22 protein-coding genes are annotated in these 21073 nt (G+C 51.2%); 8 read left to right on the plus strand and 14 right to left on the minus strand.

The annotated features are described in order from the left end of the window. The first annotated feature begins 388 nt into the window (after positions 1–388). Positions 389–778, plus strand: coding sequence for a DUF1801 domain-containing protein (locus EOE67_RS05065; protein WP_127697968.1), 390 nt, complete (start codon positions 389–391; stop codon positions 776–778). 7 nt (positions 779–785) lie between these two features. Here the strand turns inward: EOE67_RS05065 and EOE67_RS05070 are convergent, their stop codons facing one another. The 4 genes from EOE67_RS05070 to EOE67_RS05085 are packed head-to-tail and all read right to left on the minus strand — an operon-like array spanning position 786 to position 7822. After that, positions 786–3242: a GH36-type glycosyl hydrolase domain-containing protein gene (locus EOE67_RS05070; protein WP_240652720.1), complete on the minus strand. Its 2457-nt coding sequence runs from the start codon at positions 3240–3242 to the stop codon at positions 786–788. A 2-nt stretch (positions 3243–3244) separates the two neighbouring features. Then, positions 3245–4642, minus strand: coding sequence for an MFS transporter (locus EOE67_RS05075; RefSeq protein WP_127697969.1), 1398 nt, complete (start codon positions 4640–4642; stop codon positions 3245–3247). Positions 4643–4688: 46 nt separating this feature from the next. Further along, positions 4689–5222 (minus strand): gluconokinase, encoded by a 534-nt coding sequence (locus EOE67_RS05080; RefSeq protein ID WP_127697970.1) that lies wholly within the window; start codon positions 5220–5222, stop codon positions 4689–4691. Continuing rightward, positions 5207–7822, minus strand: coding sequence for a glycoside hydrolase family 3 protein (locus tag EOE67_RS05085; protein WP_127697971.1), 2616 nt, complete (start codon positions 7820–7822; stop codon positions 5207–5209). The genes EOE67_RS05080 and EOE67_RS05085 overlap by 16 nt, the downstream gene beginning before the upstream one ends. On the opposite strand from EOE67_RS05085, the gene EOE67_RS05090 reads away from it, so the two are divergent. The 4 genes from EOE67_RS05090 to EOE67_RS05105 all read left to right on the plus strand — a co-directional run bounded on the left by EOE67_RS05090 (position 7813) and on the right by EOE67_RS05105 (position 12465). After that, positions 7813–8142, plus strand: coding sequence for a hypothetical protein (locus EOE67_RS05090; protein WP_127697972.1), 330 nt, complete (start codon positions 7813–7815; stop codon positions 8140–8142). The two genes, EOE67_RS05085 and EOE67_RS05090, sit on opposite strands and share 10 nt — an antisense overlap. Positions 8143–8238: 96 nt before the next feature. Next, positions 8239–9759 carry a bifunctional metallophosphatase/5'-nucleotidase gene (locus EOE67_RS05095; RefSeq protein ID WP_164852225.1) on the plus strand — a complete coding sequence of 507 codons (1521 nt, stop codon included), beginning with the start codon at positions 8239–8241 and terminating at the stop codon, positions 9757–9759. Next, the gene (locus EOE67_RS05100) at positions 9756–11483 is read left to right on the plus strand and encodes a GGDEF domain-containing protein (RefSeq protein WP_127697974.1); all 1728 of its coding nucleotides are present in this window, start codon (positions 9756–9758) and stop codon (positions 11481–11483) included. The genes EOE67_RS05095 and EOE67_RS05100 overlap by 4 nt, the downstream gene beginning before the upstream one ends. Before the next feature lie 121 nt (positions 11484–11604). Beyond that, entirely contained in the window at positions 11605–12465 is an 861-nt protein-coding gene (locus EOE67_RS05105; protein ID WP_127697975.1) for a hypothetical protein, read from the plus strand. Between the two features lie 198 nt (positions 12466–12663). Here EOE67_RS05105 and EOE67_RS05110 read toward each other — a convergent pair whose 3' ends face one another. The 10 genes from EOE67_RS05110 to EOE67_RS20670 all read right to left on the minus strand — a co-directional run bounded on the left by EOE67_RS05110 (position 12664) and on the right by EOE67_RS20670 (position 18035). Then, the gene (locus EOE67_RS05110; RefSeq protein ID WP_127697976.1) at positions 12664–12975 is read right to left on the minus strand and encodes a BON domain-containing protein; all 312 of its coding nucleotides are present in this window, start codon (positions 12973–12975) and stop codon (positions 12664–12666) included. A gap of 727 nt (positions 12976–13702) precedes the next feature. Next, positions 13703–14152: a hypothetical protein gene (locus EOE67_RS05115; protein ID WP_127697977.1), complete on the minus strand. Its 450-nt coding sequence runs from the start codon at positions 14150–14152 to the stop codon at positions 13703–13705. Then, positions 14145–14678, minus strand: coding sequence for a hypothetical protein (locus EOE67_RS05120; protein ID WP_127697978.1), 534 nt, complete (start codon positions 14676–14678; stop codon positions 14145–14147). Before EOE67_RS05120 ends, EOE67_RS05115 begins: the two co-directional genes overlap by 8 nt. An 8-nt stretch (positions 14679–14686) precedes the next feature. Continuing rightward, positions 14687–15022, minus strand: a complete 336-nt coding sequence (locus EOE67_RS05125) for a hypothetical protein (protein ID WP_127697979.1) — start codon at positions 15020–15022, stop codon at positions 14687–14689. A gap of 155 nt (positions 15023–15177) precedes the next feature. Further along, positions 15178–15339: a diguanylate cyclase domain-containing protein gene (locus EOE67_RS21065; RefSeq protein WP_206099446.1), complete on the minus strand. Its 162-nt coding sequence runs from the start codon at positions 15337–15339 to the stop codon at positions 15178–15180. After that, positions 15273–15608, minus strand: coding sequence for a hypothetical protein (locus EOE67_RS05130; RefSeq protein WP_206099489.1), 336 nt, complete (start codon positions 15606–15608; stop codon positions 15273–15275). Before EOE67_RS05130 ends, EOE67_RS21065 begins: the two co-directional genes overlap by 67 nt. Continuing rightward, a complete protein-coding gene (locus EOE67_RS05135) occupies positions 15601–16122 on the minus strand; it encodes a hypothetical protein (protein ID WP_127697980.1) in 522 nt (173 codons plus the stop codon). The genes EOE67_RS05130 and EOE67_RS05135 overlap by 8 nt, the downstream gene beginning before the upstream one ends. A 245-nt stretch (positions 16123–16367) precedes the next feature. Then, positions 16368–17360, minus strand: a complete 993-nt coding sequence (locus tag EOE67_RS05140; RefSeq protein WP_127697981.1) for an OmpA family protein — start codon at positions 17358–17360, stop codon at positions 16368–16370. Next, positions 17357–17767, minus strand: a complete 411-nt coding sequence (locus tag EOE67_RS05145; RefSeq protein ID WP_127697982.1) for a DUF4398 domain-containing protein — start codon at positions 17765–17767, stop codon at positions 17357–17359. The genes EOE67_RS05140 and EOE67_RS05145 overlap by 4 nt, the downstream gene beginning before the upstream one ends. A gap of 85 nt (positions 17768–17852) precedes the next feature. Then, entirely contained in the window at positions 17853–18035 is a 183-nt protein-coding gene (locus EOE67_RS20670) for a BON domain-containing protein (RefSeq protein ID WP_206099471.1), read from the minus strand. A 594-nt stretch (positions 18036–18629) separates the two neighbouring features. Between EOE67_RS20670 and EOE67_RS05155 the strand changes: the two genes are divergently transcribed. From EOE67_RS05155 to EOE67_RS05160, 3 genes are all read left to right on the plus strand, one after another. After that, positions 18630–19400, plus strand: coding sequence for a Crp/Fnr family transcriptional regulator (locus EOE67_RS05155; RefSeq protein ID WP_127697983.1), 771 nt, complete (start codon positions 18630–18632; stop codon positions 19398–19400). Between the two features lie 9 nt (positions 19401–19409). After that, complete coding sequence (locus EOE67_RS20955) at positions 19410–19541, plus strand: hypothetical protein (protein ID WP_276317435.1); 132 nt, start codon at positions 19410–19412, stop codon at positions 19539–19541. Between the two features lie 688 nt (positions 19542–20229). Then, complete coding sequence (locus EOE67_RS05160) at positions 20230–21039, plus strand: substrate-binding periplasmic protein (RefSeq protein ID WP_127697984.1); 810 nt, start codon at positions 20230–20232, stop codon at positions 21037–21039. The last annotated feature ends 34 nt before the right edge of the window (positions 21040–21073 follow it).

Here is a 21073-nt window from a genome sequence, read left to right on the forward strand (position 1 = left end):
ACAATAAATGAAACCTATACCAAGCGTAGGGCGCGACTCAGCCGCAGGCTAGTCCGCCATGAAGCCGACCCGGATCAAATCACCATCCGGCGTACTGCCGCTGCCGCGGCGAGTAGCGCCCTACGGTTTTTTTAAAACAATAAATTAAACCTATACCAAGCGTAGGGCGCGACTCAGCCGCAGGCTAGTCCGCCGTAAAGCCGACCCGTATCAAATCACCAGGTTCGTGATGGATCGATTAGAATCACATGGCGTAAGGGACGTAATGTTGATGAGTAAGAAGTTACTGTAATCGCTATGCGCAAAATTTTGCTTCTAAGCCAAATATAGGCTTTATCTGCCACGCCGTAGGGTGGATAAGCGAAGCGCCGCCAGCACAGGAGTTGTAATGCACCCAGACACCATTTTCTACAATGAGACTGTGCCGTTGCCTGAACAACGCATCTGTAACCTGCTGGCTCATGAGATAGACAAGGCGCTTCCAGAGGCACAAAACAAGATATGGCATGCGCATCCGGTGTGGTTCCTCGACGGAAATCCGGTAGTCGGGTATTCAAAGCTGAAGACCTGTGTGCGTTTGCTATTCTGGAGCGGACAGTCGTTTGACGAACCATCGCTTAATGCCGAAGGAAGTTTCAAGGCGGCCGAGTTTCGGATCACGGATCCCGGCCAAATCCACATCGAGGATCTTGCACGCTGGCTCAATAAGTCGCGAGATATACAATGGGATTACAAAAACATCGTCAAACGCAAAGGCAAGCTTGAACGCCTGAAATAAAGGCAGTTCAACTTCTGCTAACCAACGGCAATAACAGCGTTACCTGATAACTCTGACCGGCGTGAAAATCACGGATCATGAAGTCCGGTAGTAACGCCCTATCGAGCCATAATTGCGGTGCAGCAATACCTTCTTCACGACGGAACTGGATATCAAAGCGAGCGCCGCGAAACAACCTGACAATACTGGCTGCTGGCCATTGCGAAGGTAATTGTGGTTCGACACGTAGACCATCGGCACAACCTTTGACCCCAAACATGCCTTCGACCAAAGCGCGATAGACCCAAGCGACAGTGCCGGTATTAAATAGCTGACTGGAGCGACCAGCGGTGCCGGGTAGGGTTTGATAAGCGCCGCGATAATAATTCGGGATAAATACCGGTAATTGCCCACGTTGTTTTTGCTCAGCGACATCGTCAGAAGGCAACATTTGTTTTAACAGCGTGCAGGCTAAATCCGGCTCGCCAATCTGATACAGCGCATACAAATAAAACGCCACTGCATGGTTGTATACCGAACCATTTTCGGCCGAGCCTGGAAACTTTTGCGTTAGCCGGCCAATATCCTGCACCATCCGGGTATAGGCTGGTGCCAGCATTTGTACGCCATAAGGCGTTTGTAAGTGCTGCTGAATTGCATTGAGTAGCAACGGGATTTTACTGGCATCCGCTGCGCCCGACAACATGGCCCAACTTTGTGGATTGAGGTAGATCCGACCTTCGGTTTCAGCGCTCACGCCAAACACCCGGCCATCATCGGTGATACCACGGCCATACCAGTTGCCATCCCAAAGCTGGCTATTCACAGCCAGATTAAACTGCGCCGCTTGTTGCTGATAGTGTGTGGCCAGTTCTGGTAAATCTCGTTGCTGGCAGATCTCGGCAAAACAGTTCAGCGCATAGGCACTGGCGAGCGACAACCAGCCCGACACACCGCGGCCTTGAAAGCCAACCATATTCATCGGATCGCACCAGTCGCCTTGTTCGATATAATTTAAACCGCGCGGGTCTTTTTTCAGCACCAGCCAGGTCATCGCGCGTTTTAGATGCTCAAAAACCGTCTGTGTACTGGCTTCGTTAGAAAAGGGGAGCAGTTCATCGAGCAGCGCATAATCATCGGTTTCAGCCAGATAAGCGCTCAGACACACTGGCAACCAGACACATTGGTCGGTATGCGGCACCTGATTAATGTATTTCAGCGTGGCATCGTGGTGCAGCAAAATACCATCCGGCATTTCGCCGCTGGCATGTTGCTGCGACAAGGCTTTTCGCAGAGCCTCGCGAAAAGAAGCGGGCTTTAAATAACACATCCCCATATGATCCTGCAGATAATTGCGGGTCTGCGGATCGGTGGTAAAGCGGTTGCTGTCACCATGATAAAACTGCTGGCGTGGCAGCCAATGGTTGACGAAATTATTCAGCGTTTCATCAGGCGTATTGATTTGCAGGCAAGGATTCAGTTCGTTCAGACGAGCGGCGGCTTGTTGTTGCGCTGCAGTAAAACCGTCGGTATTCGAAGCTGCTTGAGCCGCAGAATCCCCAAAATAGCGTTGCCGCACCGCCGCAATCTCACACTTGTCATAAGCCGGACCAAACACAAAACGAAAGACCCGACTTTCACCAGGCGCTAAGATCAGCCTATATTGCATGGCGCAGACTGGCGTTTGGTAGTGTGCCGGTTGATTGGCTAAAGTCGCGCCCAGTAGCGCATCCGGTTTTTGCAAACCACCTTCACCTTCAAACAGGCTTTGATTAGCGCACCAGGCGATGGGCGGTTGTTCGGCCAGTAAAAAAGTCTGATCTTTAAAAAACTGTTGTTTATAAAAATCCGGATATTTCTGATAAGGGGTGACGCTTTGGCAAACCACCGCATTAAGCTCTGCGTCAAAGTCGCCGGATTGATTCATCCACGACATATAACCGACTGGAAAATAAGGGTAAATGCTGATCTCACGCAATTGTGCGCCGGTGTTCTGTACGGTCAGTTGCCACAGCTCATGCGGTGCATCCGGGCTCACCGAGACTTGCCAGTTCAACGCTAACCCAGCTTGCTGTACCTGCCATTGCACATCACTTTTACCCACCGAAAAGCAAAACTGTTCGGCTTGCTGCCGTGCTGGTTCGTAGGGCAGTGAAAAAATACTGCCGTTCTGCTCGTCCTTGAAATAAACAAAGCGTCCCGGATGATGGGCGAAATACGGCTGCTCCGGCTGCATAAAGGTTTTGGCTTCCAGCACTGGTGCATGCGCGTATTTGGCCGGTTCTGGCTGCATAAATTGCGCAGTGGCAAAACCACGACAATTCAGTTGCAGCAAAAGCTGTGGGTTCCATAAAAAGCTGCAGGCGGCTGGCATCGCCGTTGGACTAAATAGCTGATAACGCTGTCCATCCGCTGTTGGTTGCATGACTTGTTGTGTGACTTGTTGCATGAGAGGCGACTGCGCATTTTTTTCAAGCAAAGACATGTTCAGACCGCTCCAGCAGATGAGTGTGATGCTACGGCCGCCGCTTTTTGCGCCTGCAATTGTCGCTGGATTTCCGAAAGCCTTGTTTCGGTCAGCGGATAAAACCGCATTACCCAGGCCGCCAGTAACGCAATCACCCCAGGAATAATGGTCATCAGCCACAAAATCCCTTGTTGTGAGCCAGCGCTTTGTGCAGCGTTGGCAACATAACCAATGGCGGCCAGCAGCCAGCCAATCATCGCCGAAGCCAGTGCGCCACCAAGTTTTTGCGAAAAAGTCGCGGCAGCGAAGGTCATAGCGGTGGCGCGCCGACCGGTGCGAAATTCGTTATCGTCAGCCGTGTCGGCGTACATCGAAAATGCCAGCGGCGATTTTGGCCCCAGCAAAAAGCCAATCAATAAATTCAGGCCAAAAATCAGACTCACCGCATCAGGCGGCACAAAATACAGGCTGATTGATAACAAGCCGACCAAAGTCATCAGCAGCATTAATAGAGGTTTTTTATCCAGAAATTTAGTCATCAATGGTGTGCAAGCGGCACCGAGTGCCAGCGCCAGCATATAGGAGGATAAAAACTCGCCGACTAAATCCGGCCGCTGCAGATAATATTTCAGGTAATACACCGCGCTGCTGGCGCGCATGGTGATGGTCACCATAATGATCAGCGCCAGCGCAAATAACACCAACCAGGCTTTGTTGTGTAATAAGTCTTTCAGATCCTGTGACACCGCAGCTGGCTTGGCGGCAATGGGTTGTACCCGTTCACGACAATTGGCAAAGGTGATCAAAAACATCAAAGCGGCAGCGATACCAAAGCAGCCCATCGTCAGTTGCCAACCGAGCGCTTCGTTGCCTTGTCCAAGCCACACCACCAGTTTTGGCGTGAGATAAGTGACGACAATGCCGCCGCTAAAACCGCCGATAAACCGTAAGCTCACCAGCTGCGTGCGCTGCTGACTGTCGCCGGTCATCACGCCGGAGAGCGCCGAATAAGGAATATTAATCGCGGTGTAACAGAGCATCAACAGCGAATAAGTGCCATAGGCCCACAGCAGTTTGCCGTTTTCAGACAAATCCGGCGTCGAGTAAGTCAGCACGCCAGCGCCCGCCAGCGGTAACGCCATCCATAACAAATAAGGCCGGAATTTGCCAAACCGGCTGTGGGTGCGATCGGCAATTGCGCCCATCAGTGGATCGGTAATGGCATCAATGATTTTGGTGATCAGCATCATGGTGCCGGCTGCTGCGGCGGAAATGCCAAACACATCGGTGTAATAAATCAGCAAAAAGGCCGAGATATTGGCCCAATAGAAGTTAAAACCCATATCGCCCAGGCCATAACTGATTTTTTCGCGCCAGCGTAGCGGGGCAGTGGAAGATTCAATCACCTGTTCTGACATGTTCGTGCCCTTTGTTATGGTTTTAAGTCTGGATGGACTTGTTGGGTCATGGGTTGTCGCTGGGGAGGTCGGCGGCAAAGGTTAACCAGAGCAAAATTTGCTGGATTAATAACTTTACCGGTTGGTCAATTGAAAACGGTTGTACATCGGTTTCGCCGCTGCTGCTTTGCATACTGTCGAGCTGACTTTGCAGCAAGCTTGCCGGCATATAATGACCGCTGCGCTCTGCCAGTCGCATTGCCAGCACTTCAGCCGGACCTTGCAGATAAATAAAGCGGATGTGCTGACCAGCTTGGCGTAATTGCTGGCGTTGGCTGGCAATTAAACCGGAATAACTCAGCACACAAGGTTGGCCCTGCGCTGTCGTATCTGCCAGCATCGCCGCCAGCCGATCAACCCATTGTTGGCGCAAGGTGCTGGTCAGCGGTGTACCGGAAGCCATCAGGGCTTTGGCTTCAATGCTATGAAAATCATCACCCTCCACAAAAGGGTAACCCAGTTTAGTTGCCAGCAATTGGCCGACTGTGGATTTACCACTGCCGGCCACGCCCATGATGATCAGGGTTAGCCTTGCGGACATTGCAGTTTCACCGCATCCGCTGTGCCTTGTGGCAACAACTTCAGCTCGGCAAAGCTCAGCTGCAACTTGCTACTACTGCTGATGGCCAGCGGCACGGCAATTTGCGCTAAATCAACGCCTTTGCTGGTAAAGCAGCTGACGTCCACTTGCAGCTCAGTCCAGACACCTGCGGTGAATTGCTGCAGCTGTGGACTGACATCCAGGCTGGCACTGCATTGTTCGTTACAAAGCATCGACAGTTCCACCGGTGCGGTCACCGGAGAATCTACTTTCAGCATTAAACTCAGCACTGCTTCTTTATTGCCAAAGGCACGTAAATCGCGTGGGAAATTACTGCGAAGGGCAACAGAAGCTTTGGCCGAACCATCAAAGCTGATTAAGCGTGCATCTTCCTGTACTTTGCGATCAAAACTTTGCAGTTTCACCGAGCCCAACGTCTGCTGATTACTGCTGACGCTGGCGGATTGCTCTGCACTTTGCAGCACAAACTGCCACGGCGCTTTGATATCTCGCTCGAACAACGGCAATGCGCTGACGCTGGTATGGCTGGTGCTGGTTTCCGTCAAAGGCGCACGAAACAGGCTGGCCGCTTGCTCCGGTGCATCGGCGTACCTTAAACCATAACCGTAGGCAAACAGTGGTTGGTAGTCGGCATCGGCTTGATTTACTTTGGTTTGATCCGGACCATTCGGCCAGGAAAACGATAACTTACCGCGAAAATCCTGTTGTACCTTGCTGTCTTTATCGCTGAATAACACCGGCGCTATGGCATGGCCTTCGCTGCCTGGTAACCAGATGGCGACAAAAGCATTGGACGCATTTAGCTCGGCATTGACCCACAACGGTCGGCCGCTGATAAACAACGACACCACTTTAATACCATCGGCCTGCAGCTTTTTCAGCAGCGCCAAATCGGTTTTGTTGCCACGCTGATATTCGACGTTATCAATATCGCCGTTGCCTTCGGCGTAAGGTTGCTCGCCAAATACCACAATCGCCACATCAGGTTTTTGCTGGTAACTGCCGTCGTTGCTCAGTTGCACCTGGCCACCGGCGGTTTCGACCTGAGTTTTAATACCGGCATAAATTGAGCTGCCGCCAGGGAAGTCGGTATTATTATTGCCGGTGCCTTGCCAGGTGATGGTCCAGCCGCCACTTTGCATGCCGATATTGTCCGCCCCCTGGCCTGTCACCAGAATTTTTTGGGTTGGGTTTAGTGGCAATAAAGCCTGTTGGTTTTTCAGCAATACCAAGGATTGTTGCACCGCAGCAGCTGCCACAGCGCGATGTTCAGCTGAGCCAATAATGTCGGTTTTGCCGGATAATGGCCGCTGTGCCGGGCTTGGTTTTTCAAATAAACCAGCACGAACTTTCACCCGTAAAATCCGGGTCACCGCGTCGTCAATCCGGCTTTGTGGGATTTCACCGCTTTTCGCTTGCGCCACTAAGTTTTCATACAAAGGTTTCCAGGCCGGTGTCGGCACCATGTACACGTCTAAACCAGCGTTGGCGGCGGCGGCGCAGTTGTCGTTGCTGCAACCTTTAATTTGGCCATGACCATTCCAGTCACCGACCACCAATCCGTCAAAACCCATCCGGGTTTTCAGCACGTCAGTCAGTAAGTACTTGCTGCCATGAATTTTTTCGCCATGCCAGCTATTAAAGGATGCCATCACCGTCTGAGCGCCGGCCTGCAAACCGCCGACATAACCCTGGGCATGAATATCAAACAGTTGTTGTTCGGTCGAAATATTGTCGCCCTGATCAATCCCACCTTCAGTACCGCCATCGCCAAGGAAATGTTTCACGGTACTAATCACCCGTTCATTGCCTAAAAAGTCAGCATCGGGGGCGCCTTGTAAACCTTTGACAATAGAGGCTGCGTAATTACGGACGATTTCCGGATCTTCGGAATAACCTTCGTAAGTGCGACCCCAGCGATCGTCTCGTACTACGGCGACTGTGGGGGCAAACACCCAGTCAATGCCGGTGACCATCACTTCGCGGGCAGTGGCTTTGGCAATTTGTTCGATTAATTCAGGATTGTTAGCAGCACCAAGACCGATATTGTGCGGGAATAACGTCGCGCCAATCACATTGTTATGGCCGTGTACAGCGTCGGTGCCCCAGATGGTGGGAATGGTGGAACCGTCTTGCGAGGCATCAATCGAAGCTTGATACATAGCTTCGGCCAGTTTGATCCAATCCGCTGGCGTGGCGTGTTTATTCCCGGCCGGGAACGAACCACCGCCATTGAGATAAGAGCCAAAACCATATTTGCGCATATCTTCGACCGTGATATCGCGGATTTCCGGTTGCACCATCTGGGCAATTTTTTGCTCCAGCGTCATCGCTGCCAGTAGCTTAGCGACTTTGGCTTCTTCTTCGGCATTGCCCTGACGGGGGATCGCAAGTTTTGGCCAGATAGCCGCCGGATCTCTAGTAGCTGCAGCTTCTTTAGCAGCAGTTGCAGGTACTGCTATGGATGTGGTTTCCGGAGTAGCTGATTTTGGCTGGCAACCCGTCAGCGCCAGCAATAAAGCTGCGGCAACGGGAGTCAGGCCGCCAGCTAAAAAGCGGTGTGGTAAAGATGGCATCATTTAGTCAAGTCCTTGTTTCAGCGATTATTTTTAAAGGTAGCTTTGCAATACTCAACCTCATGCTGATGATGTGGTGTCGTGATCCAAAGCGGCAGAGCCAAGAGGAAACGACGCAAAATCAGCACAGATGCCACCTGATTGTTATGGAAGATGCTGCTGTAAGCGCTTTCATTTATATCATATTGGTTGCTGATGGCAACGTTTTTCTGCCGAATAAGCAACGGCGCGCTTGCAGTTGCCGGTGGGCTTTGTCATGCTGGCAATGGATGGCCGACTTTCGATGTAAATCAGCAGCAAAACCGCCGCAATGTTTTGTTTAAAGCCGAAAATTCAAGCAAGCTGGACGCATGAGAGTTATCTAATTCAAACCATTCGCTTCAAACCATTAGCGGAGACTGCCACTCAGGATGAAGTTGTTGTCGTATTTGTCATTGCCTGTCACGTGCCTGTTGCTGGGCACTTGTTTACTGTCTCCGTTGGCCGGTCAGGCTGTCGCCGCAGAACGTCAGGCGCGGCTGATTTTTACCGCCGAATTACCCCGTATTCTCGAAACTGAACAAGGCGATTACGCCGAGCTTGCCAGTATCGTCAAAACCCAACGTCAACAGCCAATTCCGACATTTTTTCTGTTTGGTGGCGATAGCTTAGGCCCCAGCACGCTGGCGTCCTTTGACCGTGGTTCACACATTATCGATATTCTGAATTTGCTGGAACCCGATGCAATGGGCGTGGCGAAACGTGAATTCAGCTTTTTTGAAGACGAATTGTCCTTGCGTAGCTATGAAGCGTCCTTTCCGGTGGTGGCCAGCAATCTGTTTGATCCTATTACCGGAGGTAATCTGGATGGCCTCGAATCGTCAGTGATTGTGCAACAAGCTGATGTTCGGTTAGGTGTTTTAGCGGTGTTTTCGCCGGCAGCGGCCGAGCAATACCCCCTTAATCGGGTGATGATTACATCGCCGGAAGAAGCTGTCCGTGAGCAATCGGTGTTATTGCGCCAAGCCGGTGCTGAGCTGATTGTGTTGTTATATTCCGCCAATTTTGACTTTGTCGACAGCCTGATCCAGCAGCGGGTGATCGACGTTGCACTGCGCAAAAACGAACTGTTCCGGCTGACCAAAACCGAATTACCCAAAACGCTGCCAGCCAATATTAATTTAAGTGCGCCAGGTGAAGTGGCGGTGGTCGATTTACGCTGGACCGCCGGTGCGCCGGAAACCTTGCAACTCGAACCAAGCTTTCAGCAGTTAAAAGCACAGCAGCCAGATCCTACGGTATTAAAAGTGGTGAAAAGCCATTCCGCCCGACTGGAACAATTATTAGGTGAAACCATTGGCACCACCACGGTCGAACTGGATACCAACCGCCGCCTGGTGCGCAGTCAGGAAAATGCGCTGGCCAATCTGGTGGTGGACGCGATGGTCTGGCATACCGGCGCGGACATCGCGCTGGTCAATGCCGGTAATATTCGCGGTGAAAAGCACTATCCGGCGGGCACCAGTTTAACCCGGCGTGATATTGCGATGGAGTTACCTTACCGCAATCAGGTGGTACTGGTGCAGGTGACTGGCAAACAACTGCTGGCGGCACTTGAAAACGGCTTAAGCGAGTTTGAATTATTGCGTGGGCGTTTTGCACATCTGAGTGGCATGAAAATGCAGTTTGATCCGAGCCAACCGGTTGGAAAAAGAGTGATTTCGGTACAGATCAATGGTCAGCCTTTAGTGCCGAAACAGCAGTATAAACTGGCGACTTTTGATTATCTGGCGGAAGGTGGTGATGGCTACAAAGCACTGGTCGATTTGCCGCAACTTAATTACAGCAATCAGATGAATAAGCTGATTGCTGAAGTGGTGGTGGATTACATCAAATTGCAGAAAAATATTGCGCCTGTACTGCAACAACGGCTGGTCAATACCGCGCGGAGTCAGCCATGAACAACTCCGGCTTCGACAAAACCAGCTTTGACAAAGCCAGTCAGGACAAAGCAAGTCACGGCAAAAGTAGCAGCCACAAGCCGCTAAAGCTGCCGGTGGCTGAATTGCGGGGCATGGTGCCGATTAAACGTCGTTATTCGATTACCACCATGCTGACGTTAACTTCGTTGCTGGTGCTACTGTTGTTGATCTGCATGGCCGCGATGATGCAAAGCCGGTTGTTGCGGTTGCAGGGTAACATCGGCGATATCGCCACCAACGCCATTCCATCCGTGGTGCATTCCAGTAAAGTATACAGTAAAATCAATCAGTTACTCTATCTGACTGAAGCGATGGGACAGGCGCCAAGCCAGGCGGTGCGGCACAATCTTTATCTGGATATCCAGCAAAATTTGCTAGGTTTAGAGCAACTGACCGCCGATCGGCAAAGTGTGTTGTATCAGGAAGCGCAATTGGTCGCGCTGACCGAAGAGCTGCACAGCCTGAACGAACTGACCAGCCAGCGGCTGGAGTTACAGCAGCAGGTGCAAACTCGGCTGACCCAGGTGTATCAGCTGTATGAACAATTACAGCGCGCCGCTAAAACAGAAACTACCGCCAGCGGCCAGCAAGCCGTTGGTTTGCTCGATGTCGCCGAAGTGGTCGCGCAATCCGGTAAAGCCTTGACCATCAATCGTTTGCTGATGCTGCGGCAATTACAGCAGCAGGTGAGCAAGCAACTTGCACAAGTTACGCCTGGCAAGCCGCAGGCTGTCGCCAGCAAAACTAATTTGTTGCAACAACAACTACAACAGTTGTTGCTGGCCGATGACGGTGTGTTTCCACTGCGGATTGAGCAATTAGTGGTGACCGGCCGCGCCAATGGCCGCAGTAATTTTGTGCGCAATTTGGTGCTGGATTATGCGAGGCTGGCGGAAAATAGCGCTTATGATGTCAGCGTCACCGTATTGGCCGATGCTGAGCTCAGTAATAAACAAATCCGTCAGTACAGTCAGCAAATATTAGTGGTATCGGCGCTGGCGCTGTTGTTTCTGGCAGCTGGTATTTACCTGGTGCATTTGCGGGTCGTGCGCCGGCTGGAGCAACTGAACACCAATGTGCTGAAACAGATGCAGGGCAAACCGGCCGCCCATCAAATTTCCGGTCATGATGAAATCGCCGCTATTGCGCGGTCGTTTCAGTTTTTTGCCGCGACCGTCAAACAGCAACAACAAGAGCTGGAACTGCTGTCCTATACCGACAGTCTGACCGGGCTGGCCAACCGCCGATCGCTGGAATTGCGGCTGGCCGAACAACTGGCGCAGGCACAGCGGCAACAGTGGCCGTTGTCGATACTGATGATTGATGTTGATTGTTTTAAAGCGTTTAACGACCACTACGGCCACCAGGCCGGTGATCGGACTTTGCAGCAAATTGCCGGGCTATTGCTGCAAGGTTTTAACCGCGCCACCGACAGTGTGGCGCGATATGGGGGGGAGGAATTTGTGGTGATCCTGCCTAACACCAACAAAACCGGTGCATTGGCCTTAGCCCATCAGTTACAGGAACTGGTGGGGCAGGCGGCCATTGCGCATGAACACAATCTGGCAGCACCTTATGTCACGGTCAGTATTGGGGTGTCGTCGTTGGAACGTGCCGGCCCATCTGACTATGACATGATTTTACGCCAGGCTGACAATGCGCTTTATCAAGCCAAAGATGCTGGCCGCAATACTGTGGCCTGAACAGGTGCAAATTTTAGTGGCGGCAGCCAACATCCCCGTATCTTCAAGGATGACGGGTATAAAACTTGTACGACACAAGCAGCAACTGCTAATGTGTATAAAAAAACCGCTCGGAGTGGCGATGAAATCTGTAGTAATTTCGGTTTTAACCTTGTTGCCATGGATGCCAGTGCCGGGGTTAGCCAAACCTGCTATTGACTGGTTGAGTATACACTGGCCACCGTCTCGGATCGCTGACGGTGTCGACAAAGGCCAGGGACACCTTGATCAAATGCAACAGTTGTTGATGGCAGAATTGGTGCAATACCGTCATCAAGTGCATTACAGCAATTTTGCCAGAGTCGAACAGACCCTGGCTGCTCCAACCGCCCAAACCTGTATGTTCGCGCTGATCTACAATGAAACCCGTGGCAAAACGATGTTTTTCAGCATTCCGGCGGTGACCTCGGTTAATGTGATGTTGCATATGCGCGCCGACCATCCGTTAGCGCGGCAATGGCGATCTGGTACAGGAGTTGCGTTATCGGAAGTCACGCTTGATCCGACGATGAATGGGCTGGTTGAGCGCAACCGGGGTTACCCGGCGGAGGTGAAAAAATATCTTGATATTGCAGGTCGTAATTTGACCGGTCAGTCGTTGCAAAGTGTGAATCCGGTGGATTTATTAACCGCCAGTCGTTTTGATTATCTGATTGAATTTCCTGATCGGGTTCGTTATTTCCAGTCGATCTCGCTCCAAAAAAGTCAATTGGTTGATATACCGATCCGCGGTTTAGATCCTTTGATATATTCGTATGTCGCTTGCCAGAATAGTGCCGAAGGAAAGTTACGGATCCGTGATATTAATCAGGCGTTGCAAAAATTACGGGGGAATAAAGCATATCTGGATGCGATGATGCGCTGGTTAAGTCCACATCGCCAACAGCAAGTGCAAAAAATACTGCCGCAGTTTGCCGACGATGTGAATTCTCCCTCTTTGTAGCTGAACGATGGTTTGAACGTTAGGCGCATATTCACTGATTTCAAACCGGCAACTGCTGCGGCAACAAATAACGGAGTCGCCGTCAACAGCAGGGTTAAGTAACAGGTTGAATAAAATTCATCCACCAAACGTCAACACGCTCTAAAGACAGCCTGGTATTTTTCTTAGTCGCAATCCTTTGCTGCTGAGCATGTCGGGTTATTTTACCCGCATATCATTTTTCACTGAAGTGACGCCTTTGACCTGACGCGCGACTTCAACGGCTTTGTCGATATCACCACGGGAATTTACAAACCCACTCAGTTGCACCACGCCTTTGAAGGTTTCGACGTTAATTTCGGCAACTTTTAACGATTCTTCGGCGAAGATTGCGGTTTTCACTTTGCTTGTGATGACGCTGTCATCAAAGTATTCGCCGGTGCTTTCTTTGTTGGCTGAAGCGCCGCAGCCAACAATCGAAACCAGTGCCAGGGTCAGAAAAAACGCGGTAATAATTTTGAAACTTTTCATATAAATCCTTCATTTCAGTTAGTTAGATAATGTTTGGCATTTGCGACAGTAAAATGGTGCTTATTCGGTCACTTCAGTGCTATCAAGCCTGATTATTTCAGTGATTCAGTCTAAAGCGCCGTGCAAGGGCCGTCCGTGCGCTGGCGCACCAAAATGTGAATTTAACTGTCAGGGTGCACATTTTATGGCTGTGGTATGTCGGAACCGGCAGGCGACAGATCTGTCGCCGACAGCGACCGTACCGGCGTTTGGTTGCCACTGTGAACTCGCGCAGGCACCAACCATGACCCCACGGCGGTCCTTACGGATTCAATCGAGTTGACGAAGAATGACCGTGATACCTATGGCATGTACAAAAATCCCGGAGCTTCCAGAGCTGCATTTAGAAAGCGAGCGCCGCACAGTACCGCAGCTTCCTTCGGACGGGGCTAAAAGCCCTTGATGCCGCGTTAGTGCTTGTCGCTTTGGAACAACCAAAGCTTCCAAATGCTGCCTTGCCTCAAGTTCTTTTATCTCCCGCTGAAACTCGCATTTTCAAGTTGTTTGGGTGTATACCCAAAATCATTGAAGATTCGGGTAGGCGGCAACTGAACGAATCCCCAGGAGCTTAGCAGTTCTAAGTGACTGGGGTGAGTGAAGGCGGCCAACAACCCCGAATCTTCAAGGATGACGGGTATATAACTTAACCGGCGAAGAACTCGGCGATATTAGGAAATTAAGCCGGACGTTAATATGGAGGATGTCGTTGATCGCTTTTTAATAGTTTTTGCCGAGCCACATCACGAAACAGTGTTGAATACCATACCTGCTCTGCCAGCCACCAGATGCCTTGTGTCAATAGAGGCAGGCTCAGTAGCTTGCTCCAGAACGATGCTGGTTCAGTGCACTGATGGGCAGCGATTTGTTCTGGCGTCAACCCGCTCGAAGTTGATGCCGTCGTTGCTCGGGTGGGAGCCTGGCTTGCTGGATCAACAGCGTTCCCTTGACGTCTGATTTGATTTAACAAGAGGCCCGTCGCTACTGCACCCAATAATACCGGCCAACTGGTCAGGCGTTCTATCAGCAGCTCCCGTACTTTAAGTCGTTGTTGTTGCTGTAAAACAAGGTCGTCTGCCATCTGCTGTTGCAGTTGCCGGATTTGTTGATTGAGTGAAGCAGACGGTTTGGACCTATTCATTTGAGTCATTTGAGTCATTGGAGTCATTTGAGGGTGATCCGCTATCAGGCACTTTGGGTTTTAATAACGCCATGCTGGCTGGATAACATAAATAACAGCTTTGGCGCCGGATCAGGTTCAGGCAAGTCAATAACGCCAACAAATTCAGTAGCAGCACACAACTCAGCGCTGCCAGCGTCGACAAACCTGCACTTTTGAGCAGCAGCACGCCGACACCGAGCAAACCAAGCCAGCAGCTAATCAACAGCAAGGCGGCAAATAACGCCAGGATCAACATATTGACCAGGCTTTGTGCCGCTCGCTGTGTTTCCAACATCAGCAGTTGTAGTTGTGAATGCAGCCGTTGCCGGGATCCCAGCCATAAGGTGACCACGGCACTGAGCAGACTACTGTCTTGCCCTGTGAGCGGAACAGCCGCAGCCGCCTTAGCCACGGCATCGGCAGGCGGCGCAGCGGTAAGATCAGCTGCTGCAACCATGTCTGGCGCAGCCTGATTATCGGTAACCTGGGTGCTGGTATGAACCATCGTAATAATTACTTACGTGATTTCAGTAACCAACTCAGCACAATACCTGAAGCGACTGCGACGCCAATGGTCGTCAACGGGCGCGCCTTAATTTGGCCACGAACTTTTTCGGTCAGACGCACGCGGGCGGCATTTAACTGTGCTGATTTTAATTCCATATTTTCAGCTGCATGGCCAGCAGCCCCCGCTAAACGATCCACAGTGTCATGGGCGGTATTGGTCATGCTATCGATTGCCGGGTGGATCGCTTCCGATACATAGTGAATTGCGCTGTTTACGCTGTGACGGACTTGTTCGATTTTTTGATCTTTAGAGTTTTGAATAGCTTCAATAGGACTCGTCATGTAAACCTCAGTGATAAACCTGATTCGCCAGTTGGCGAGTGAGCAGGGGACATATGCAATCAGTATGGCCGTTGTCGACCTGGTTGTCGGTGCGCTAGCGCACGCACGAAATGAGAATAAATTTTTTATTAAAAACCAATTAAATCAATTGAATATCAATTATCTGGGGGTCTGTTGTCATTGCTGTAAATACTAAAACAGCTGCCACCACGGCGTTTCGACTGGTACATGGCATCATCTGCCGCCTGGATTAAAGTCTGCGCCTCGGTACCGTGCGCCGGATAAAAAGCGATGCCAAGACTGGCTCGGATCTGCACGGGGTTATCGCCAAACTGGTGCGGGTCAGCTCGCCAACATGGCTTTTCACTTGTTCCAGTTCTTGTTCGGTTTGGATCGATGACAACACCAATTGCTGATTGGCAGCGATTAAATCGCCGTGATGGTTTTGGCTGAACTCCGCTTGCAACAAATCCAGACTTTGTCGCAGCCGCAGTAGTTCGATTTTGAACTGTGCGGCTTGTTGGTGGAGACTGTTTAACGTGACATGCGCGGCAGTAAATCCGGGGTGTACATAAGGTTCAGCCATGTTGATAACTGCTCTGCTCAGCCGCGACCTGATGCAGCAAACGGCGGCTTAACGACAATCCAAGCAGCTTGGTCAGCAGCTGGCAACCCCGAAACCATAAGGATTGTCGGGCGAAAGCAGCAGAATGCGGTAACTGCTGCAAGGTATTTTGCACCGTTGCCAGTTGTTCTGGCCAGCTAGGCGGTGGACTCAGAGTCTGCAGTGCCGGATATTGAACGCCAAGCTGACCGATGCTATGAAATAAAATCGCCGCACTGCCTTCATTGCCCACCAGCAGGCTCAATTGTATTAACAACAGGCGCCAACTTTCGATGGATCCGACCGCGTTGTGATCTTCAGTCGCGGTGTGAATTGCGATTAGCTTGCTTGCCACACCATCACGAGCGAGCAGTCGAACAGGCGATGCAGGTAATGAACCACCTAACCGCGAGCGGTCTGACCAAAAGCTACCGGGCAACGATCGGCCTCTACTGACCTGCGGCTGAGTTGGGGGCGGTAGTGATTGTTTTAACATGTCGTTGGTTCCTGTAATGCCCGCTGATGCGGGCTGATGTTCAGTTTGCTTGTTGTACAACTTGCTGTCTGTCTGCAATCGCACACAAGTGGTGATTTTTTGTCCATGAAAGGTGCTGGAAAGGGACTAAAACGGTGTTAAATAAGCGGTTCTGAAAGCCGGATCAGCACGTGTTGATGCTGAGTCCGGTCTATTTTGTGTGGTATTAAAGCCTTTGGTTGAGCATCCATGCCCAGTCCAGGGGATTAATTCGATGCGGTCACGGCATCGGTAATAATCACTTCGCCCCGGCGGTTTTGCTGGCGACCAGAAGCATTGTCGTTACCGGCAACCGGCAACGATTCGCCTTTACCAGCAGTCGTAATACGGCTGGCGGCAATGCCCTGACCAAGCAAGTAACCTTGCACACTGTCAGCACGGCGTTGTGACAAACCAAAGTTGTAATCTTCATCGCCGACACTGTCGGAGTGACCTTCGATAATCACACCGCGCTCAGGGTAAGACTTTAAAAATGCCGCTAAGTTAGCTAAATGGCTGCTGGAGCTGGCTTTGAGGTTCGATTGGGCGGTATCAAACAGCACATCCCCTAAAGTCACCACCAGACCACGTTCGGTTGTTTTGGCATTCAGCGCCGCGATTTGCGCCTGTAAAGCAGCCGCTTTGGCGTTTGCACTCTCTGCTTCCTGCTGCGAAAGTGCTGCTGCATTCCGCGCTTGCTCAGCAGCAAGACGGTCCTGCTCAGCGCCACTTCGGGCTTGTTCTGCTGCCATTCTTTCCTGCTCTGCCGCAGTTCTGGCCGCGACGGCTTCATCGCGGGCGCGCTCGGCATCATTGCGGGCCACACTGGCATCAGAACGGGCTAAATCGGCTTCGCGGGTTCGTGAATCAAGACGAGCAGCGTCGCGGGCATCGGTCAGTAATTTGCGTTGATCCTGCGCATGTTTGTCTTGCGCCTGAGCCCAGGCAATATTCACTTTGCGATCGGCAATAAACACCAGATGGTCGGATAAGGCTTGGTCTTTGGTTGGTTTTTCTGCTTCCTGCACTGCGGCGTCTGCCTGGCGGATTGCCACTGGCGCTAGTACCGCTAAATCAGCACTTGCCTGCAGTTTATTCAGTTGTTGCCGGGCGTTGATGACGCCTTCAGGCGTGGCCGGTTTGCTGGCACAAGCGCCCAGCAGCATCAGGCTCATCGCTGCGGCCACAGCCGTTGGAGCCGACCTTTTTAAATAGTTCATGGTTTGACTCCGGTTTGATTACGTAACATTTCCTGTTGCAGGATTTCGGTACTTTTTTTCATTTCGTCATTGACGGCCAACGCTTCAGCGGCACCCGCGCGGGCTAAAGCTAATTCAGCGTCTAGCTTGGATTGTTGTGCCAGACGGCTGGCTTGCAGCATGTCTTTTTGCACCACAGCTGCACGGGCATCTTGAAGTTTTTGCCGCGCCTGGGCCAGTTCGGATGCCGCATAGGTGTTCACCCGAGCCTGCTCGGCGGTTAGAATTGCCTGTTCGGCGGCGGCTAATTCAGCGACCGGTGCCGGTACCGAACTACAGGCCATCACACTAAGCAGCACCGTGGTCACGAGCAGCCAGTGGCTGGCGGCTGCCATCGTCCATTGCTCTGGTTGTAAAAAAGATTTCATAAATATTTTCCTTGAAGGACGGCGGAGATGGCCACCGTTTGCCAGTAAATCAGTCACAGCTAAAAGTTGTTGTGGTTGTTCAACATCAGAACGTCAGTGCTTTTGCGTTGGCGCTGTTCACATCACGGGCATTTTGCGCCAGCTCAATCGCTAAGGACTGCTCGGCGCCGCTGTCGACTTTACCGGTCAGTACCGCTTTGCCATTTTGCAGCACCACTTTTAAATCGTTGGCGCGCAGGTATGGGTTTAAGGCGTAAGTGGTCCAGATCTGGGTTTCCTACCGGGCGTATTAATTGGCGATAGTCTTTGTTCATTCTAATGCTCCATGATCGAAACAATCTTGCCATAAGGGTCTACAGCGGCGAGACCACAAAGTAAGTGCAAACGGCCACTGTGTCAGTGCGGCAGCGCGCATAGCCTGTTATTTATCGTACAAAGTCAAATAGCGGGAAATCAAAAGCTGTTGATTTCGGCTTATATGGGATCGCGCACAATCTGGCAGTGCTGCTCTGTGCATAATGTCGGATCAATTGAAGGGAGCCGGATCCGGAGAGAAACCATGTTCACTGTTATAAGGGGGCTATGTTCGAATCAGCTGATCTCACAATTCTCGCCGGTTTACTCAGCCGTTACCTGGTGGTACTGCAGGCGCAACAGGCGCTATTGAATAGCTGTACCCATTTTTACCAGTTGGAACCGCGACTGGCGCGTTGGCTATTGATGACGGCAGATCGCGCGTATAGTGCAGATTTGTATCTACCCCTCATTCTGTCTGTGCAACAACGAACATATAACACGGCAGATCTGTATATACTCAGATCACTGCAAGTCGCAGGATGCTCGGTTCACTGGCAAGCCGCTAATGATAAAAGAAAATTTTTTTGAGCAAAATCATTTGCTTCGTGAATTCCCACAGGATGTGCAGCAACGGTTATTTCCGTTACTGGAGCTGATCAGTTTACCGCTGGGCAAAGTGTTGTATGAAAGTGGTGACCCTTCAAATTTTGTCTATTTTCCAACGGATGCCATTGTGTCCTTGTTGTATGTGATGGAAAGCGGCGCTTCGGCACAAATCTCAATGGTGGGCAATGATGGGGTTGTTGGTGTGTCGTTGTTTATGGGGGGCGAAAGTACCACCAGCCGTGCAGTGGTGCAGTGCGCCGGCAGTGCCTATCGGTTAAATGGTCAGCGTTTAAAAGACGAATTTAATCGCCACGGTATGTTGTTGTTTCTGATGTTACGTTACACCCAGTCGCTGATTACCCAGATGGCGCAAACTGCGGTGTGTAACCGGCATCATAGTATTGACCAGCAACTATGTCGTTGGTTGTTGTTGTCCAATGACCGGATGCCCGGCAATGATCTGCATATTACGCAGGAGCTGATTGCCAATATGCTTGGGGTACGTCGTGAGGGGGTCACTGATGCTGCCGGTCGTTTACAGCGCGACGGTGTGATTGAGTATAGCCGTGGCAAGATCAGCATTCTGAACCGTCCACAACTTGAAGTGTTATGTTGTGAATGTTACGCCGTGGTCAGGACTGAAACTGAACGTTTGTTGCCTTGGGTCTTTCAAAAAGGCTGTACTGTCAAAACCACCGAAGCCAGCATGTCTGCAGCTAAGGCGGATTAGGTCTACAGGATGGCGGTGCCGGTTGTTGATCTGGCGAATGATCACGATCAAAGCTGGCTGCAGCAGATTACAGCCAGCTTTAAAATTTCAGAAGATTTCCAGCAGACGTTCAAACCACGAACGCTGTCCCAGCGGCGCTGACTTGGTCAGACTTTTTTCCTTGGCAAAATCCTGTCGCCTGGTATTACTGAAATGGCTCGATACCTGAAGAGTGCATTCAGGGACCGGGCTATTAAATCCTGCAGTGAGGATTTTACGTGGCCTGATAGTGCTTAAAGATTCTGGTTGCTGTGGAAGGGTGGACGCCATAACTACCTCGGTTGATGTTCAGTAAAAAAACAAAACAGCGCTGTTCAGTCAATGCGGTCGGCAGTTAAAGAATAGCCTGATTTGTAAATCTGCAGCAGCGACCGGCAGCTGCAGTTTTTGTTTTGGCAAATTCTTTAGTCGGCTGATTGTATCGGCGCTTTGTGTCAGCTTTGTGATCGCCAACCCGCGCCAATTCTGGGCGGCTGGAGTCCATGACGATTGCCACATCCAGTAGCTGTTCCTGTTTTTCGTAAAAAATTGTAAATAGTTGTGTACGTCAGTGCCGGGCTGCAGCGCGACTTTGCATTGTGGCAGGACAAAAAAAACGGCTGCATCCTTGAGTTCCTCTGCGCTGACGACGATAGCGTTTGAATTGGCTGCATCATCGCTACTTTGTGTTGGATCGTCAGTGCGCTGTAGCACTTATGCAGTATTTTTAGTCATCAACTGATTTCTGGCTTTTGACAGTGCTGCCGACAGGGCGCAAACTTGAAGCCAATAGGTTGTATTAGGAAGCTTTATGCGACTGTGCAGATTTGGCAGCATGCTGTTGTTGTTGCTAAAGATATACGGGGTCGAAGCGTTCGGGCTGACCGCCATCAGCAGCGAAAAAAGACCCTATAACTTTATGCTGGATGGCCAGGTCGTTGGCATGTCGGTCGATATTGTGCATGCAATTTTGCCGCAGCAGCCGCCCTTGCCGGTCGAACTAATGCCCTGGCCACGAGCCTTTGACACGGCCTTAAAAACCCCTGAAGTGCTGATATTTACCATGGGCAAAACCAAACAGCGCCAACAACAGGGATTTGTATTTATTGGGCCACTGTCGACCCGCAATCATGCGCTTTATGCTTTTGATCCCAAGTTAAAATCTCTGCAGAGCCTGGCCGATGTGCAGCGCCGCCGCTTAGTGGTGGTCGGGCTGCGTGGTGGCTGGCTGAGTGCCGAAATCCGCCGGCAGGGAGTTGATGTGCAGGAAGTTGGCGATTATCAACAGGCGTTACAGATGTTATTGCATGGTCGCGCTCATTTGTGGCTGAGCAACGATCTGGAAGTGGGCGTCCATTTAAAGCAGGCTGGCCACCAGCAGCCATTAACACTGGCGCTACCGCTGCGCTGTTCAGAGAACTTCCTGGCATTATCGCCGGGGACGGCGAAGACCACCGTGACGAAATTACAACAAGCTTACGTCAACTGGAGTCAGGGCAAAGCCCCGGCGAAACTGGCGCAGTATTGGCAGCAGCAACTGGCACTACCGATCAGGTTTTATCCGCAACATGGCTTTGTGGCCGGGGCGGCTCCGGCACAAAAGTGTCCTGATCAAGGGTAACGAAAGGGTACAGTGGGCAGTTGGAACCAAATTG

It is taken from the genome of Rheinheimera riviphila (genome assembly GCF_004005945.1).
Classification (GTDB): Bacteria; Pseudomonadota; Gammaproteobacteria; order Enterobacterales; family Alteromonadaceae; genus Pararheinheimera; species Pararheinheimera riviphila.

What these genes read in the sequence shown, in the direction of transcription:
- EOE67_RS05065 (WP_127697968.1), top strand. Translation starts at nt 389, where the DNA reads ATGCACCCAGACACCATTTTCTACAATGAGACTGTGCCGTTGCCTGAA.
- EOE67_RS05070 (WP_240652720.1), bottom strand. Translation starts at nt 3,242, where the DNA reads ATGTCTTTGCTTGAAAAAAATGCGCAGTCGCCTCTCATGCAACAAGTC.
- EOE67_RS05075 (WP_127697969.1), bottom strand. Translation starts at nt 4,642, where the DNA reads ATGTCAGAACAGGTGATTGAATCTTCCACTGCCCCGCTACGCTGGCGC.
- EOE67_RS05080 (WP_127697970.1), bottom strand. Translation starts at nt 5,222, where the DNA reads ATGTCCGCAAGGCTAACCCTGATCATCATGGGCGTGGCCGGCAGTGGT.
- EOE67_RS05090 (WP_127697972.1), top strand. Translation starts at nt 7,813, where the DNA reads ATGGCATCATTTAGTCAAGTCCTTGTTTCAGCGATTATTTTTAAAGGT.
- EOE67_RS05085 (WP_127697971.1), bottom strand. Translation starts at nt 7,822, where the DNA reads ATGATGCCATCTTTACCACACCGCTTTTTAGCTGGCGGCCTGACTCCC.
- EOE67_RS05100 (WP_127697974.1), top strand. Translation starts at nt 9,756, where the DNA reads ATGAACAACTCCGGCTTCGACAAAACCAGCTTTGACAAAGCCAGTCAG.
- EOE67_RS05105 (WP_127697975.1), top strand. Translation starts at nt 11,605, where the DNA reads ATGAAATCTGTAGTAATTTCGGTTTTAACCTTGTTGCCATGGATGCCA.
- EOE67_RS05110 (WP_127697976.1), bottom strand. Translation starts at nt 12,975, where the DNA reads ATGAAAAGTTTCAAAATTATTACCGCGTTTTTTCTGACCCTGGCACTG.
- EOE67_RS05115 (WP_127697977.1), bottom strand. Translation starts at nt 14,152, where the DNA reads ATGAATAGGTCCAAACCGTCTGCTTCACTCAATCAACAAATCCGGCAA.
- EOE67_RS05120 (WP_127697978.1), bottom strand. Translation starts at nt 14,678, where the DNA reads ATGGTTCATACCAGCACCCAGGTTACCGATAATCAGGCTGCGCCAGAC.
- EOE67_RS05125 (WP_127697979.1), bottom strand. Translation starts at nt 15,022, where the DNA reads ATGACGAGTCCTATTGAAGCTATTCAAAACTCTAAAGATCAAAAAATC.
- EOE67_RS05130 (WP_206099489.1), bottom strand. Translation starts at nt 15,608, where the DNA reads ATGGCTGAACCTTATGTACACCCCGGATTTACTGCCGCGCATGTCACG.
- EOE67_RS05135 (WP_127697980.1), bottom strand. Translation starts at nt 16,122, where the DNA reads ATGTTAAAACAATCACTACCGCCCCCAACTCAGCCGCAGGTCAGTAGA.
- EOE67_RS05140 (WP_127697981.1), bottom strand. Translation starts at nt 17,360, where the DNA reads ATGAACTATTTAAAAAGGTCGGCTCCAACGGCTGTGGCCGCAGCGATG.
- EOE67_RS05145 (WP_127697982.1), bottom strand. Translation starts at nt 17,767, where the DNA reads ATGAAATCTTTTTTACAACCAGAGCAATGGACGATGGCAGCCGCCAGC.
- EOE67_RS05155 (WP_127697983.1), top strand. Translation starts at nt 18,630, where the DNA reads ATGATAAAAGAAAATTTTTTTGAGCAAAATCATTTGCTTCGTGAATTC.
- EOE67_RS20955 (WP_276317435.1), top strand. Translation starts at nt 19,410, where the DNA reads ATGGCGGTGCCGGTTGTTGATCTGGCGAATGATCACGATCAAAGCTGG.
- EOE67_RS05160 (WP_127697984.1), top strand. Translation starts at nt 20,230, where the DNA reads ATGCGACTGTGCAGATTTGGCAGCATGCTGTTGTTGTTGCTAAAGATA.